Origin of the sequence: Rhodoplanes roseus (assembly GCF_003258865.1) — a bacterium.
Taxonomy (GTDB): domain Bacteria; phylum Pseudomonadota; class Alphaproteobacteria; order Rhizobiales; family Xanthobacteraceae; genus Rhodoplanes; species Rhodoplanes roseus.
In genome coordinates this window covers 16,236-30,439 of sequence record NZ_NPEX01000051.1, presented here as the reverse complement: position 1 = coordinate 30,439, position 14,204 = coordinate 16,236, and the positions used below count along the sequence as shown (strand labels likewise).

Annotated in this window: 9 protein-coding genes; 7 read left to right on the top strand and 2 right to left on the bottom strand. The window is 69.7% G+C overall.

Translation table 11 applies throughout. The features are described from left to right. Positions 1-199 precede the first annotated feature (199 nt). The 5 genes from CH341_RS10065 to CH341_RS10045 all read left to right on the top strand — a co-directional run bounded on the left by CH341_RS10065 (position 200) and on the right by CH341_RS10045 (position 6,460). On the top strand, positions 200-883 hold the full coding sequence (locus tag CH341_RS10065; RefSeq protein WP_111418904.1) for a response regulator transcription factor: 684 nt from the start codon (positions 200-202) through the stop codon (positions 881-883). 135 nt (positions 884-1,018) lie between these two features. Further along, on the top strand, positions 1,019-2,503 hold the full coding sequence (locus tag CH341_RS10060; RefSeq protein ID WP_111418900.1) for a sensor histidine kinase: 1,485 nt from the start codon (positions 1,019-1,021) through the stop codon (positions 2,501-2,503). A gap of 31 nt (positions 2,504-2,534) precedes the next feature. After that, positions 2,535-5,483, top strand: a complete 2,949-nt coding sequence (locus tag CH341_RS10055; protein WP_170149566.1) for a bifunctional [glutamine synthetase] adenylyltransferase/[glutamine synthetase]-adenylyl-L-tyrosine phosphorylase — start codon at positions 2,535-2,537, stop codon at positions 5,481-5,483. A gap of 81 nt (positions 5,484-5,564) precedes the next feature. After that, positions 5,565-5,903 carry an antitoxin Xre/MbcA/ParS toxin-binding domain-containing protein gene (locus CH341_RS10050; RefSeq protein WP_111418898.1) on the top strand — a complete coding sequence of 113 codons (339 nt, stop codon included), beginning with the start codon at positions 5,565-5,567 and terminating at the stop codon, positions 5,901-5,903. After that, on the top strand, positions 5,903-6,460 hold the full coding sequence (locus tag CH341_RS10045) for an RES family NAD+ phosphorylase (RefSeq protein WP_111418897.1): 558 nt from the start codon (positions 5,903-5,905) through the stop codon (positions 6,458-6,460). The genes CH341_RS10050 and CH341_RS10045 overlap by 1 nt, the downstream gene beginning before the upstream one ends. 7 nt (positions 6,461-6,467) lie before the next feature. On the opposite strand, the gene CH341_RS10040 is transcribed toward CH341_RS10045, so the two are convergent. Together CH341_RS10040 and pepN are read right to left on the bottom strand one after the other, a co-directional pair. Beyond that, positions 6,468-8,852, bottom strand: a complete 2,385-nt coding sequence (locus tag CH341_RS10040) for an ATP-binding protein (RefSeq protein WP_111418903.1) — start codon at positions 8,850-8,852, stop codon at positions 6,468-6,470. A 229-nt stretch (positions 8,853-9,081) separates the two neighbouring features. Further along, positions 9,082-11,733, bottom strand: coding sequence for an aminopeptidase N (gene pepN / locus CH341_RS10035; RefSeq protein WP_111418896.1), 2,652 nt, complete (start codon positions 11,731-11,733; stop codon positions 9,082-9,084). A gap of 338 nt (positions 11,734-12,071) precedes the next feature. Between pepN and CH341_RS10030 the strand changes: the two genes are divergently transcribed. Both CH341_RS10030 and CH341_RS10025 read left to right on the top strand, forming a co-directional pair. Continuing rightward, positions 12,072-13,028: a Bug family tripartite tricarboxylate transporter substrate binding protein gene (locus tag CH341_RS10030; RefSeq protein WP_170149565.1), complete on the top strand. Its 957-nt coding sequence runs from the start codon at positions 12,072-12,074 to the stop codon at positions 13,026-13,028. A gap of 146 nt (positions 13,029-13,174) precedes the next feature. Then, positions 13,175-14,152, top strand: a complete 978-nt coding sequence (locus tag CH341_RS10025) for a Bug family tripartite tricarboxylate transporter substrate binding protein (RefSeq protein WP_111418894.1) — start codon at positions 13,175-13,177, stop codon at positions 14,150-14,152. The last annotated feature ends 52 nt before the right edge of the window (positions 14,153-14,204 follow it).

Sequence of the window (14,204 nt, the reverse complement as noted above, 5' to 3'; positions counted from 1 at the left end):
ACGGCGGTCCGCCGCCGTCCCCTTTCCGCACCCGTCGCCCGCGGCGATCGGGGACACCTCTCCCGGCGCGGTTGTCAGGACGCCGGGCTGCCGCTACTTCTCCGGATGGAGGCGGGCCATGTCGCCCACGCTGCGTATGCCGTTGGCCGAGGCGTCGCCCGAGGAGCGGGCCGCCGCTCCCGACGGGAAGGTCCTCACGATGCGCCTGTTGATCATCGAAGACGATCGTGACGCCGCCGACTACCTGGTCAAGGCGCTGCGCGAGGTCGGCCACGTCGCCGACCACGCCGCCGACGGGGAGGAGGGGCTGGCGCTCGCCTCGCACGAGACCTACGACGTGCTGATCGTCGACCGCATGCTGCCCAAGCGCGACGGCCTCTCGGTGATCGGCGCGCTGCGCGCCAAGGGCGTCACGGTGCCGGCCCTGATCCTATCGGCGCTCGGCGCCGTCGACGACCGGGTGAAGGGCCTGCGCGCCGGCGGCGACGACTATCTGCCGAAGCCCTATTCGTTCGCCGAGCTGCTCGCCCGCATCGAGATCCTGGCGCGCCGTCACGGCGGGCGGGAGGAGACGGTCTACCGGGTCGGCGACCTCGAGCTCGACCGCCTGTCGCACCGGGTGATGCGCGGCAAGGACGAGATCGTGCTGCAGCCGCGCGAGTTCCGGCTGCTCGAATATCTGATGAAGCACGCCGGGCAGGTGGTGACCCGCACCATGCTGCTGGAGAACGTGTGGGATTATCATTTCGATCCGCAGACCAACGTGATCGACGTCCACGTCTCGCGGCTGCGGTCGAAGATCGACAAGGGATTCGCGCAGCCCCTGCTGCACACGGTGCGCGGGGCGGGATACATGATACGTGATTCAGCTTCCGGGAAATAACTCCGTGGTCCTTGCGGGGCGGCGCGCCGCGCCGGACCCGGAATCCGGCCGAGACTGCGGGACGGGCGGCTGGAGTCCGGGCTCGCGCTTCCGGCATGCCCCGAAGGACCGTGATGATCATCCGCCAGGACGCACATGACGGCGTTCCTTAAGCTCGTTCAGACGACGGCGTTCCGGCTCACCCTCGTCTATCTGCTGGTGGTGGCGCTGTTCGCCGCCTTTCTGCTCGGCTACTTCGCCCTCAATACGCGGCGGCTGATGAACGAGCAGATCGTCCGCACGATCGACAGCGAGACCGGAGAGCTGACCGGCCAGTTCGAGGCGGCGGGGCTCAGGCGGCTCGTCTACATCGTCGAGAGCCGGGCGAACCAGCCGGGCTCCAGCCTGTATCTCGTCACCACCCCGACCGGTGCCGGCGTCGCCGGCAACGTCGCCTCGCTGGAGCCGGGCGTGATCGAGCGCACCGGCTGGGTCGAGACCAGCTATCGCCGCCTCGAGGAGCCGGACGGCGGCGAGCACACCGCCATGGTGAAGGTGTCGGAGCTGCCGGGCGGCTTCCGCCTGCTGGTCGGCCGCGACCTCGCCGAGCGCGAGCACATGTTCCGCATCGTCGCCATCGCCGGACGCTGGTCGGTGGCGATCGTGATCGTGCTGGGCCTGGTCGGTGGCCTTCTCGTCAGCCGACGGGTGCTGCGGCGCATCGACGCCATGACGGACATGTCCCGCGTCATCATGGCGGGGGACCTCTCCGGACGGCTGCCGGTCGGGGCCTCCGGCGACGAGCTCGACCGGCTGGCCACCAACCTGAACACCATGCTGGAGAAGATCGAGACGTTGTTGCGCGGCCTCAAGGAGGTGACCGACAACGTCGCCCACGACCTGAAGACCCCGCTCACCCGGCTGCGCAACCGCAGCGAGGCGGCGCTGCGCCATGCGGCGAGCGAGGCCGATTACCGGCAGGCGCTGGAAGCCACCATCGAGGAGTCGGACGGGCTGATCCGCACCTTCGACGCGCTGCTGATGATCGCCCGCGCCGAGTCCGGCGAGCCGCGTGCCGACATGGTGATGTTCGACGCGGCCGAGATCGCCCGCGACGTCGGCGAGCTCTACGAGCCGCTGGCCGAGGAGAAGGGGCTGGCCCTGCGGATCGAGGCCGGCTCGCTCGCACCCGTGAGGGGCAACCGCGAGCTGATCGGCCAGGCGCTCGCCAACCTGATCGACAACGCCATCAAGTATGCGGCCGATGCGGCGCCGGTGCCGGCCCGGGTGCCGGCCGTGGCGGGCGACGGCCCCGCCGACGCCGATCCGGCCAGGCTCGTTCCCGACGCCCCGCCGATGTTCCCGGCCCCTCCGGCCGATGTCGTGGTCACCGCCGCCACGGTCGGCGACCGGGTCGAGATCACGGTCGCCGACCGCGGCCCGGGCATCGCCGCCGCCGACCGCACCCGGGTGGTCGACCGCTTCGTGCGCCTGGAGCAGAGTCGCTCCAAGCCGGGCTCCGGGCTCGGATTGAGCCTTGCATCCGCAATCGCCCGGCTCCATGGAGGGGACCTGCGCCTCGAGGACAACGCGCCGGGTCTTCGGGTGGTGCTTTCCCTTCCCCGTGCGGCGCCCGCCTGAAGGACCTTCCGTGTCGAACCAGCCGGCAGCGATGGCCGTGGACCCGAGGCCCGCGACGCTCGCGGAGCGGCTTGCGCACGCGCCATTGGTGGCCGATCCGGAGGCCGCCCGGCAGGCCGTCGACGGCTGGATCGCCGAGGCCGGGGACGCCGGAGCCGCCGTGGTGGCGCTGGCCGCCGCGCATCCCCTCGTGCGGGCGCTAGTCGAGGCGCTGGCGGACGGCTCGCCCTTCCTGTGGGAGCTGGTCCGGCGTGATCCGGCCGGCTTCGTCACGCTGCTGCAGTCCGATCCCGATGCGCGGCTGCGCACCCGCATGTCCGAGACGTTCCGGGCCGTGTCGCAGAGCCGCGAGGACGCCGAGGCGATGCGGCTCCTGCGCCGGCTGAAGGCCGAGGCGGCGCTGCTCATCGCGGTCGCCGACATCGGCGGCGTGTGGCCGCTCGAGCGCGTCACCCGGGCGCTCAGCGACCTCGCCGACACGGCGGTGCGGGCGGCGGTGCGCTACCTGCTGCTCGGCGCCGTGCGGGCCGGCAAGCTGGTGCCGGGCGATCCCGACCACGTCGAGGAGCACAGCGGCTACGTCGTCTTCGCCATGGGCAAGATGGGCGCGCACGAGCTCAACTATTCGAGCGACATCGACCTGATCGTGTTCTTCGATCCGGCGGCGCCGCTCGCCCCCGGCATCGAGCCGGCGCTGCTGTTCGTGCGGATCACCCGCTCGCTGATCAAGCTGCTGCAGGAGCGCACCGGCGACGGCTACGTCTTCCGGGTGGATTTGCGCCTGCGCCCCGATCCGGCCTCCACCCAGGTGGCGGTCTCGGTGCCGGCCGCGCTCGGCTACTACGAGGGCACGGGCCAGAACTGGGAGCGCGCCGCCTTCATCAAGGCGCGGCCCTGCGCCGGCGATCTGGCGCTCGGCGGTCTTCTCCTCAAGGAGCTGACGCCGTTCGTCTGGCGGAAATACCTCGACTTCGCGACACTCGCCGACGTGCACGCGATGAAGCGCCAGATCCACGCCTACAAGGGCCACGGCGACATCGCGGTCGAGGGCCACAACGTCAAGCTCGGTCGCGGCGGCATCCGCGAGATCGAGTTCTTCGTGCAGACCCAGCAGCTGATCGCCGGCGGCCGCAATCCGATGCTGCGCGGGCGCGAGACGCTGGCCATGCTGGACGTGCTCGCCGAGGGGCAGTGGATCGCCCCGGAGGCGGCGGTCGAGCTCGCTCGCGCGTACCGGTTCCTGCGCGAGGTCGAGCACCGGTTGCAGATGGTCGCCGACGAGCAGACCCACAACCTGCCCTCCGACCGCCCGGCGCTGGAGCGCTTCGCCCGCTTCCTCGGCTACCCCGGCCGGGACGCCTTCGCGGCCGCGCTGCTCGCCGAGCTGCACACCGTGCAGCGGCACTACGGTGCGCTGTTCGAGCATGCCGCCGTGCGGGCGGCCGAGCAGCGTGGGCTCGCCTTCCCGCCGGACCGCGACGACAAGGAGACGCTCGACAAGCTCGGCGCGATGGGGTTCCGGGCGCCGCTCGAGGTGTCCAGCACGGTGCGGCGCTGGCTGTCGGGCGCCCCGCGCGGCCTGCGCGGCGAGACGGCGCGCAACCATTTCGTCCAGCTCGTGCCGATGCTGCTCGACCAGCTCGCGGCGTCGGAGAATCCCGACGCCGCCGTGCTGGCCTTCGACAACTTCCTCTCCAACCTGCACGGCGGCGCGCGGCTGTTCGCGCTGCTCAACCAGAATCCGGATCTGGTCGCGCTGGTCGGCCTGCTGCTCGGCACCGCGCCGCGTCTCGCCGACATTCTGGCGGCGCATCCGCAGGTGATGGATCCGCTGATCGACCCGGCCTTCTTCGGCGCGCTTCCCGACGCGGAGCAGCTCGACGCCGAGCTGGCGCGCTCGCTCGCGCAGGCCCGCTCCGACGAGGATTTTCTCGATCGCGTGCGCCTGTTCGGCCAGGAGCACATGTTCCTGATCGGGGCGCGGATCCTGTCCGGCACGGTCTCGGCCGTGCAGGCAGGCGACGCCTTCGCCGGGCTCGCCGACATGGTCATCAAGGCGCTGCACCGCTCCGTCGACGAGACGTTCTCGGCGACCTACGGCCGCATCGCCGGCGGCGAGAGCGCCGTGCTGGCGATGGGCAAGCTCGGCGGCCGCGAGATGACGGCGTCGTCCGACCTCGACCTCATCGTGATCTACGACTTCGACGCCGCCAAGCCGGAGTCCGACGGCACCCGCTCGCTCTACGGCAGCCAGTACTACGCGCGCTTCACCCAGCGGCTGATCAACGCACTCACCACCCAGACCAATCACGGCCGGCTCTACGAGGTCGACATGCGGCTGCGGCCGTCCGGCCGCTCCGGCCCGGTCGCGACCTCGATCGCGGCGTTCCGCGACTATCAGCGCACCGAGGCGTGGACCTGGGAGCACATGGCGCTGACCCGCGCCCGCGTCGTCTCGGCCTCGCCGGCCTTCGCGCAGGCGGTGGAAGGGGCGATCCGCGAGGTGCTGTGCGTGCGCCGCGACGCCGCGACGATCGCCGGCGACGTCGTCGAGATGCGCCGCGCCATCGCGGCCGAGAAGGGCGACGACGAGCGCTGGAACCTGAAATACGTGGCCGGCGGACTGGTCGACATCGAGTTCGTCGCCCAGTACCTGCAGCTCGTCCATGCGGCGACCACGCCGGCCATCCTCGACACCTCGACCATCCGGGTGCTGGAGAAGGCGGCCCGGCACGGGCTCCTCTCGGTCGAGGACGCCGAGGTGCTGCGGCCCGCGGCGCGCCTCTATCACGACCTCACCCACGTGCTGCGCCTGTGCCTGCCCGGGCCGTTCGATCCCGAGAAGGCCGGCGCCGGCCTGCTGGCGCTGCTCACCCGGGCCGCCGACGTGCCCGACTTCGCCACCCTGGAGGCCCATGTGGCCGACACCCAGGACCGCGTCCGCGCCACCTTCGTGCGGATTCTCGGCGAGGAGCCGTAGGGTCTTCTTCCACAGGGTTGAGTTTTGATTTCAGTCGAGTGATGATCTGAAATCAATCCGTCGTTCTGTGGAGACGTGGTGATGGCGACGGCCGTGAGCCGAATCCTGGATCGACTTCGGGAGGACGGCGGTCTGCAGGGCAAGGATATCGCCAACATCGTCGCTGTTTCGCCGGCGACCGTGTCGCGCTGGGCGAGCGGCAAGGCGATGCCGGACCTGCGCACCCAGACCGTGATGGCCGAGCTCCGCTATGTCGTCGATCGGCTCGCGGAGTTCTACACACCCGACGAGACCCGGCTCTGGCTTCATGCCCCGCACCCGATGCTCGGCGGCGAGCGGGCCATCGATCGGATCCATGCCGGCCGGACCGAGGATGTGCTGGCCGTCATCGAGGCGCTGGACCAGGGCGCCTTCGGCTGATGTCGGACGATCTCCGCCGGGCCCGCGACCTCGATCTCCTCGATGCGGTCGAGGCGCTGGCGGGCGAACCCTTCGAGGGCGAGGCATGGCGGGTCGTCCGGGAAGGACGCGACCCAAGTGTCGGCGGCGCCTCTCTCAGTCGCTGGTGCAACGGCCGCTTCGAGGTTCTCTATACGGCGTTGGACCATGACGGCGCCTTGGCCGAGCTCCACGCGCTTTTGTCGTCGCAGCCGGTCTTTCCGTCCAGACCTCGCTGGTTCGCGCACCGGCTCCGAATTGCCGGCGCCCGAACGTTGCGCATCGCCGACATGGCAATGCTCGGCCGCCTCGGTGTGGATGTCGAACGGTGGGCGCAGCGCGACTACGGACGAACCCAACAGATCGCCGATGCGGCGCATTTTCTCGGCTTCGACGGTCTGATGGCGCCGAGCGCCCGATGGGCTTGCGCGAATCTGATGCTGTTCACCGATCGTCTCGCACCGGACGCGATCGCCTTGGTCGCGAGCGAGCCGGAGCCGATCGACTGGACGGCTTGGCGCCGGCGTACGCGCCGTTAGGCCCCGCTCACGCGCAGGGGCGGACGGCGGCGCGGTCGAGGTCGGCGTAGGCGAGGGCGGCGTCGAAGCGGCGGGCGGCGGCCTGGAGCTCGTCCATGCCGGCGGTCGTCTCGCGGTTGCCGTCGAGCGGCAGGCGGACCACCACCACCGTGCCGCGGTCCGGCGTCGAGCGCAGCCGCATGGTGCCGCGATGCAGCTCGACCAGCGACTTGGAGATCGCCAGCCCGAGTCCCGAGCCCTGGTGGCTCTTGGTGAACTGGTCCTCGACCTGCTCGAAGGGCCGGCCGAGCCGCGCCAGCGCATGGCGGGTGATGCCGATGCCGGTGTCGGCGATGGCGATCACGACGGCGTTGCCGGCCACCCGTCCGTGCACCCGGATCTCACCGCCCTCCGGCGTGAACTTCACGGCGTTGGACAGGAGATTCAGCACCACCTGCTTGACCGCCCGGCGGTCGGCGACGAGGCCGATGCTGGACTCGATCCGCGACGTCACGGTGAGGGTCTTGTCGTGCGCCCGCTTGGAGACCACCCGGATCGCCTCGCCCAGGATGCGGTCGATCTCGACCGTCTCGAAGTCGAGGCGCAGCCGGCCGGCCTCGATGCGCGACATGTCGAGGATGTCGTTGATGACGTCGAGCAGGTACTGCCCGCTCTCGCGGATGTCGCGGCAGTACTCGTCGTAGCGGTCGACGCCGAGCGGCCCGAACAGCCGCGCTTCCATGATCTCGGAGAAGCCGATGATGGCGTTGAGCGGGGTGCGCAGCTCGTGGCTCATATTGGCCAGGAACTTCGACTTCGCCTGATTGGCGTCCTCGGCCCGGGTCTTCTCCACGGCGTATTTCTCGGCCAGCTCGGCGAGCTGTCGCGCCTGGGCCTGCAGCGTCTGCTGCGAGTTGCGCAGGTCGCTGATGGTGGCCATCAGGCGACGCTCGCTCTCGATCAGCTTCTCCTCGTGGCGCTTGATCTTGGTGATGTCGGTGCCGACCGAGACGTAGCCGCCGTCCTTGGTGCGGCGCTCGCTGATCTGCAGCCAGCGGCCGTCGTCGAGCTGCGCCTCGAAGGTGCGGCCGCCCGTGCCGGTGGCGCCGTTCTCGTTGACGATGGTGCGCACCACGTGCTGGCTGCCGGCGGCCAGCACGGCCTCGTAGGAGGTGCCGGCGACCACGGCGGAGTCGGAGAGGTTGTAGAGTTCCTGGAAGTTGGAGTTGCACAGCACCAGGCGGTTCTCGGCGTCCCACAGCACGAAGGCCTCGGGCACCGTCTCGATGGCGTCGCGCAGGCGGAGATCGGCCGCCACCGTCTTCTCGACCAGGCTCTTCTGCTCGGTGATGTCGACCGCGATGCCGATCAGATGCGGCGCGCTGCCGTCGGCCTGGCGGATGATCTCGCAACGCACCCGCAGCCACACCCAGTCGCCGCGCGCGTGGCGCATGCGGAAGGCCCGGTCGATCGCCTTGGTCTGGCCGTCGGCGATCTGCACCGCAAGAGCCGCCAGGTCGACGTCCTGCGGGTTCACCAGGGCTTCGAGGTCCTCGTATTCGAGCAACTCGTCGCGGCACTCGATGCCGAGGATCGCGAACATCGAGTGCGACCAGAAGATCCGGCCGGAGGCGAAGTCCCAGTCCCACAGGCCGCAGCGGCCGCGGTTGAGCGCCGTGTCGATGCGGTGCCGGACCGTGTCGTGGATCAGGTCCGCCTCGCGGGCCCGCACCGCTTGCCAATGGAAGGCGAAGCCGAGGATCAGCACGACGAAGCCGGTGGTCGCCGAGAGCGTCACGGTCATGGCCGTGTCGGAGCGCCACGCCGCCGTGGCGGTCGAGGACGGCGTGATCACCAGCACCTGGCCGAGCGGGGCCGGCAGATCGCGCAGCGTGGTGAGGCCGGTGCCGCCTTCGGCCAGCTCGCTCTCGATCACGCTGTGGTGCCGGCCGAGCAGCGGCTCGCCGGCGATCGGCGTCGCCAGATCGCCGAGCCGCTTGCCGCGGGCGCGCTCCGGCGGCGTCGAGGCGATCACCACCCCGGCCGCGTTGGTGACGAAGACGTCGCGATCGCGCAGGGCCGGATCGGCGCCGATCAGCGCCGAGATCTCGTCCTGCAGACGGGTCGGCGGTGCCGTGCGGGCGATGCGCTCCAGGCGCTCGGCCAGCAGCGCCGCGATCAGCTCGATCTCGTGTGCCGCAGCCGCGGTCGCCTGCCGGTGATTGTCACGGATCTGGACGGCCGCCCCGGTGGCGATCGTGATCAGGAACACCAGGATGAGCACCGGGACAGCGCGTCGGAGTACGGGCTCCGCCACGAGGAGCCGCCGATAAGCCGGCTTGGCGACTGATTGCGCCAATGCCTTTATGGAATCGGTACTCGCAGACGCGCTCGCACCGTGAGCGGGCGCCATCGCCAGCCTCCGTTCGGACTCGATTTGAATCGTCGGAAGGATGTGCCGCATCTCCCCGAACGGCGGCATTGGAATCGAATATTAACGATTTGTCGAGAGTCCCCGAATCGATTTCGGCCACATTTTTCTCACGTGAGAAAAAGGCGTTAGTTTCGAATCGCCTAGACGAGACGGGGCCGGACGGTGCCGCCTCCGGGGAGCCGATCCGGGCGCCGTCGCGGCGCCGCGCTCAGCGCTCGCCGAGCGAACGCTCGACGATGTCGGCGAGATCGCGCGACAGGGAGGGTGCCGCGGCGACGCGCTCGAGTGTCGTGCGGGCCTTGGCGCGGCGCCCCGGCTCCAGCGCCCGCCAGCTCCGGAACGCCGTCATCAGCCGTGCCGCCACCTGAGGATTGCGGGCGTCGAGCGCGATCACCAGGTCGGCGACGAAATCGTAGCCGGCGCCGTCGGCGCGGTTGAACTGGGTGTGGTTCGCCTGGGCGAAGGAGCCCACCAGCGCGCGGACGCGGTTCGGGTTGCCGAGCGAGAAGGCGGGATGCTCGGTCAGGCGCTGCACCCGGGCGAGCGTCGAGGCGTCCGGGATCATGGCCTGCAGCGCGAACCACTTGTCGATCACCAGCGGGTCGCCGCGGAAGCGATCGGCGAAGTCGGCGAGCGCCGCCTCGCGCTCCGGCGTCTCGTGCAGGCTGAGCGTGCCCAGCGCCGCCATCCGGTCCGTCATGTTGTCGGCCTCGGCGTACTGGGCGGCGGCGAGCGCGAGGGCGCCCGGGTGGCCCGGTGCGGCGAGGAGGTCGAGGCAGACATTACGCAGCGCCCGGCGGCCGGCGGCCGCAGCCTCGGGCGAGTAGGGCCCGTCGTCACGGAGCCGGTCGTAGAGGACCCGCAGTGCCGGCGCGAGGTCGTTGCCGATCGCCCGGCGCAGCGCGTGGCGCGCCAGCCAGATCGCCTCGGGATCGACGTCGCGGCCGATGTCGCGGGCGATGTCGCCTTCCGACGGGATCGCCAGCACCTGCGCCACATAGGCGGGCGCCAGCCGGTCGTCGGCCAGCACGGCCGAGAGCGCGTGGACGAGGCCGCCGTCGTGGCGCACCCCGCCGCCGGCCCGGATCACCGCGACATTGCCGATCAGGATTTCGGAGGCGAGCGTCTGCACGGCCTGCCAGCGATTGAACGGATCGCTGTCGTGGGCGGCCAGGAAGCGCAGGTCGTCGCTGGTGAGATCGGCGTTGATCTTCAAGGGCGCCGAGAAGCCGCGGTTGAGCGACGGCACCACCGGGGTCCTGATCCCCTCGAACACGAAGGTCTCGGCCGGCTTGGTGAGCACCAGCACGCCGCGCTCGACCGGGCCGCGCCCGGCCAGCACCAGCGGAACGTCGGTGCCGTCGGGTCCCACCAGACCCAGCACCAGCGGAATCACCATCGGCGACTTGGTCGGCTGGCCCGGCGTCGGCGGCAGCACCTGGGCGATGTCGAGGCTCAGCGTGCCGGACGGGGTGTCGTGGCGACGCGTCACGGCGATCTCGGGGGTCCCGGCCTGGGCGTACCAGAGCATGAACTGCGAGAGGTCGGTGCCGCCCGCCTCGGCAAAGCAGGCGACGAACTCCTCGATGGTGGCGGCGCGGCCGTCGTGCCGGGCGAAATACAGATCCATGCCGGCCCGGAACGTCTCGGGACCCAGCAGGGTCTTGAGCATCCGCACCACCTCGGCGCCCTTCTCGTACACGGTGGCCGTGTAGAAATTGTTGATCTCCCGATAGGTCTCGGGACGCACCGGGTGCGCGAGCGGGCCGGCGTCCTCGACGAACTGATGACCGCGCAGCACCCGCACGTCGGCGATGCGCTTCACCGGCCGCGACCGCATGTCGGAGGAGAACTCCTGGTCGCGGAAGACGGTGAGGCCTTCCTTCAGGCAGAGCTGGAACCAGTCGCGGCAGGTGATCCGGTTCCCGGTCCAGTTGTGGAAATACTCGTGCGCGATGACCGCCTCGATATGGGCGAAGTCGGCGTCGGTCGCGGTCTCGGGCGAGGCGAGGACGTACTTGTCGTTGAAGATGTTGAGGCCCTTGTTCTCCATCGCCCCCATGTTGAAGTCGGCGACCGCGACGATGTTGAAGACGTCCAGGTCGTACTCCCGCCCGAACGCCTGCTCGTCCCAGCGCATCGAGCGCTCCAGCGCCTCCAGCGCGTAGCCGGCGCGATCCTCCTTGCCGCTCTCGACATAGACGGCGAGCTCGACGCGGCGTCCCGACATGGTCGTGAAGGTCGTCTTGCGGGCGGTCAGCCGGCCGCCGACCAGCGCGAACAGATAGCAGGGCTTCGGGAAGGGATCGTGCCAGACGGCGAAATGGCGGTTGGTGCCGGCCACCTCGCCGTGTCCGACCAGATTGCCGTTGCCGAGCAGCACCGGCGCCTCGTCGCGGTCGGCCTCGATGCGGGTCGTGTAGACGGCCATCACGTCGGGCCGGTCGGGGAAATAGGTGATGCGGCGGAAGCCTTCGGCCTCGCATTGCGTGCAGTAGTTGCCGCTGGACCGGTACAGTCCCATCAGCTTGGTGTTGGCGGACGGATCGATCTCGGTCTCGATCTCAAGCACGAACGGGCCGGCCGGCGGTTGCGGTATCGACAGACCGTCCGGCGTCGCCTCGTAGGCCGTGGCGGCGAGGGGCACGCCGTCGATGACGACCGAGAGCGGAACCAGATCGTCGCCGTCCAGCACCAGCGGCGCAGCACCGGCGGCGGCCGGGTTCGGCTTCACCGCGAGGCGTGCGCGCACGCGCGTCCGGGTCGGGTGCAATGCAACATCGAGGTCGACCGTGTCGACCAGCCAATCGGGAGGGCGATAGTCCGAGAGGCGGATCGGGCGAGCTTGTTCGGTGCGCATGAAGACCCTCGATGTCGGTGAGCGCCATGTAATCCCGATGGAAGCGGAATTCAAAGACGCAGGTGCGCGAGTCCGGCCAATTCGCCGCAGCGCGGCACCGCCACGCCGGATTTGCGCAGTTCGGCGGTTGTGCTTTATTGGACGTCCGTTATCGACCGTTTCGAACGACAGGCTGCAGGCGAGTCGCGAGAAGATCAGCGACCGGCTCGACAGGCCGCAAGTGAGATCGCTCGCGAAGGAGGACCCCGACGTCGCCCCCCGGCGACCAACACCAATCAGACAGTGGGCCGCTGCACGCCGGACCTGCCGCGATATCGATAAAAATGGGAGTGGAACACATGAAGCTGAGAACGATCGCCCTCGCTGGCGCCGCGCTGGTCGCCCTGGCGACCCCCGGATGGGCGCAAGGCACCTACCCGAACCAGATGGTTCGCATCGTCGTGCCGTTCTCGGCCGGCAGCGTCACCGACAGCCTGGCCCGCATCCTCGCCGACAAGCTCTCCGACGTCTGGAAGCAGCAGGTCATCGTCGAGAACCGGCCCGGCCTGCCCGGCACCACCAGCGTCGCCAAGGGCCAGGCCGACGGCTACACGCTGATGCTGACCTCGAACGGTCACACCATCGCGAACGTCATCAACAAGAACATCCTGTTCGATCCGGTGAAGGACTTCGCCGGCGTCACCAAGATCGCCTCGGTGCCGATGGTCGCGGTGGTTCCGCCCGATCTGCCGGTGAAGACGATGGCGGACTTCCTGGCGCTCGCCAAGGAGAAGCCCGGCAAGCTGAACTTCTCCTCGGCCGGTATCGCCAGCACCACCTATCTGTCGTCGGAGCTGCTCAAGCAGGCCGCCAAGATCGACATCGTCCACGTCCCCTACAAGGGCACGCCCGAGGCGACCACGGCGGTGATCCGCGGCGACGCACAGCTCTATTTCACGCCGATCCCGCTGGCCCAGGAGCTCACCGCCGGCAACAAGGTGCGGGCGATCGCCATCAACTCCAATGCTCGCAGCGACCAGATGCCGGACGTCCCCGCCGTGAAGGAGACGGTTCCGTCCTACGACTACGATTCCTGGTTCGCCGTGCTGGCACCGGCCGCGACACCCAAGGCCGTGATCACCAAGGCCAGCGAGGACATCGCCAAGGTCCTCAAGATGCCGGACGTGATCGAGAAGCTGAAGGCGCAGGGCGCCGTCGCGTCGCCGACCACGCCGGACGCGCTCGACGCGCAGGTGAAGCGCGAAGCCGAGCGGTACACCAAGGCGCTGCACGACGCCGGCGTCGGCACCAACTGACGTCCCGTTTCGCCTGAACGTCTCCCGCCGCGGATCGCATCCGCGGCGGGTCTCTGCCGGTCGGACCGGCCAATCCAACGAAAATCAACGTGGACGCAGCCTCGCGATCTCGGATCGCGCCGGGCCAGCCCAAGGGAGAGGACCCCATGAGGGGATTGAAGACGACCATCGTGGCCGGCGCTGCGCTGCTGGCTCTCGCACTGCCGCCGTCGGCCCGCGCCGCCGGCAACGACGCGGCCGCCTATCCGAACCAGCTCGTCCGCATCGTCGTGCCGTTCGGGGCCGGCAGCATCACGGACAACCTCGCCCGCATCCTGGCCGACAAGCTCGGCGAGATGTGGAAGCAGCAGGTGATCGTCGAGAACCGTCCGGGCCTCGTCGGCACCACGGCGGTCGCCAAGGCGCAGCCGGACGGCTACACGCTGATGCTCACCTCCAACGGCCACACGGTCGCCGGCACGGTGAACAAGAACATCCAGTTCGATCCGGTGAAGGACTTCGTCGGGATCAGCAAGGTCGCCTCGGTGCCGCTGGTCGCGATCGTGCCGCCGGAGCTCGAGGCGAAGTCGCTTCCGGACTTCATCGCGCTCGCCAAGGAGAAGCCCGGCAAGCTGAACTTCTCCTCCGCCGGGGTCGCCTCGACCTCGTTCCTCGGCTCCGAGCTGATGCGGCAGAGCGCCGGCATCAACATCGTCCACGTGCCCTACAAGGGCGTGCCGGACGCCGTGACGGCGGTGATCCGCAACGACGCGCAGCTCTATTTCGCGCCGATCCCGAACGCGCAGGAGCTCGCCCAGGCCGGCAAGGTGCGGATGCTGGCGATCAACTCCAACACGCGCAACGCCAAGCTGCCGGACGTCCCGACCGTCAAGGAGACGGTGCCGGCCTACGACTACGACTCGTGGTTCGCCGTGATGGCGCCGACCGGCACGCCCAAGGCGATCGTCGCCAAGGTCAACGCCGACATGGCCAAGGTGCTGAAGATGCCGGACGTGGTCGAGAAGCTCGAGACGCTCGGCGCCGTCGCCGCCCCCGGCTCTCCCGAGGCGCTCGACGCCCAGCTCGCCCGCGAGACGGAGTTCTACGCCAAGGTCCTGCGCGACGCCGGCATCGGCACGAACTGAGGACGGCAGAGGTCGCCACGAGCACTCTTCACCTCCCCCTGGAAGGGGGAGG

Coding starts and splice junctions, on each gene's coding strand:
- CH341_RS10040 (WP_111418903.1), bottom strand. CDS start 8,852: ATGGCGCCCGCTCACGGTGCGAGCGCGTCTGCGAGTACCGATTCCATA.
- CH341_RS10065 (WP_111418904.1), top strand. CDS start 200: ATGCGCCTGTTGATCATCGAAGACGATCGTGACGCCGCCGACTACCTG.
- CH341_RS10030 (WP_170149565.1), top strand. CDS start 12,072: ATGAAGCTGAGAACGATCGCCCTCGCTGGCGCCGCGCTGGTCGCCCTG.
- CH341_RS10060 (WP_111418900.1), top strand. CDS start 1,019: ATGACGGCGTTCCTTAAGCTCGTTCAGACGACGGCGTTCCGGCTCACC.
- CH341_RS10050 (WP_111418898.1), top strand. CDS start 5,565: ATGGCGACGGCCGTGAGCCGAATCCTGGATCGACTTCGGGAGGACGGC.
- CH341_RS10045 (WP_111418897.1), top strand. CDS start 5,903: ATGTCGGACGATCTCCGCCGGGCCCGCGACCTCGATCTCCTCGATGCG.
- CH341_RS10055 (WP_170149566.1), top strand. CDS start 2,535: ATGGCCGTGGACCCGAGGCCCGCGACGCTCGCGGAGCGGCTTGCGCAC.
- CH341_RS10025 (WP_111418894.1), top strand. CDS start 13,175: ATGAGGGGATTGAAGACGACCATCGTGGCCGGCGCTGCGCTGCTGGCT.
- pepN (WP_111418896.1), bottom strand. CDS start 11,733: ATGCGCACCGAACAAGCTCGCCCGATCCGCCTCTCGGACTATCGCCCT.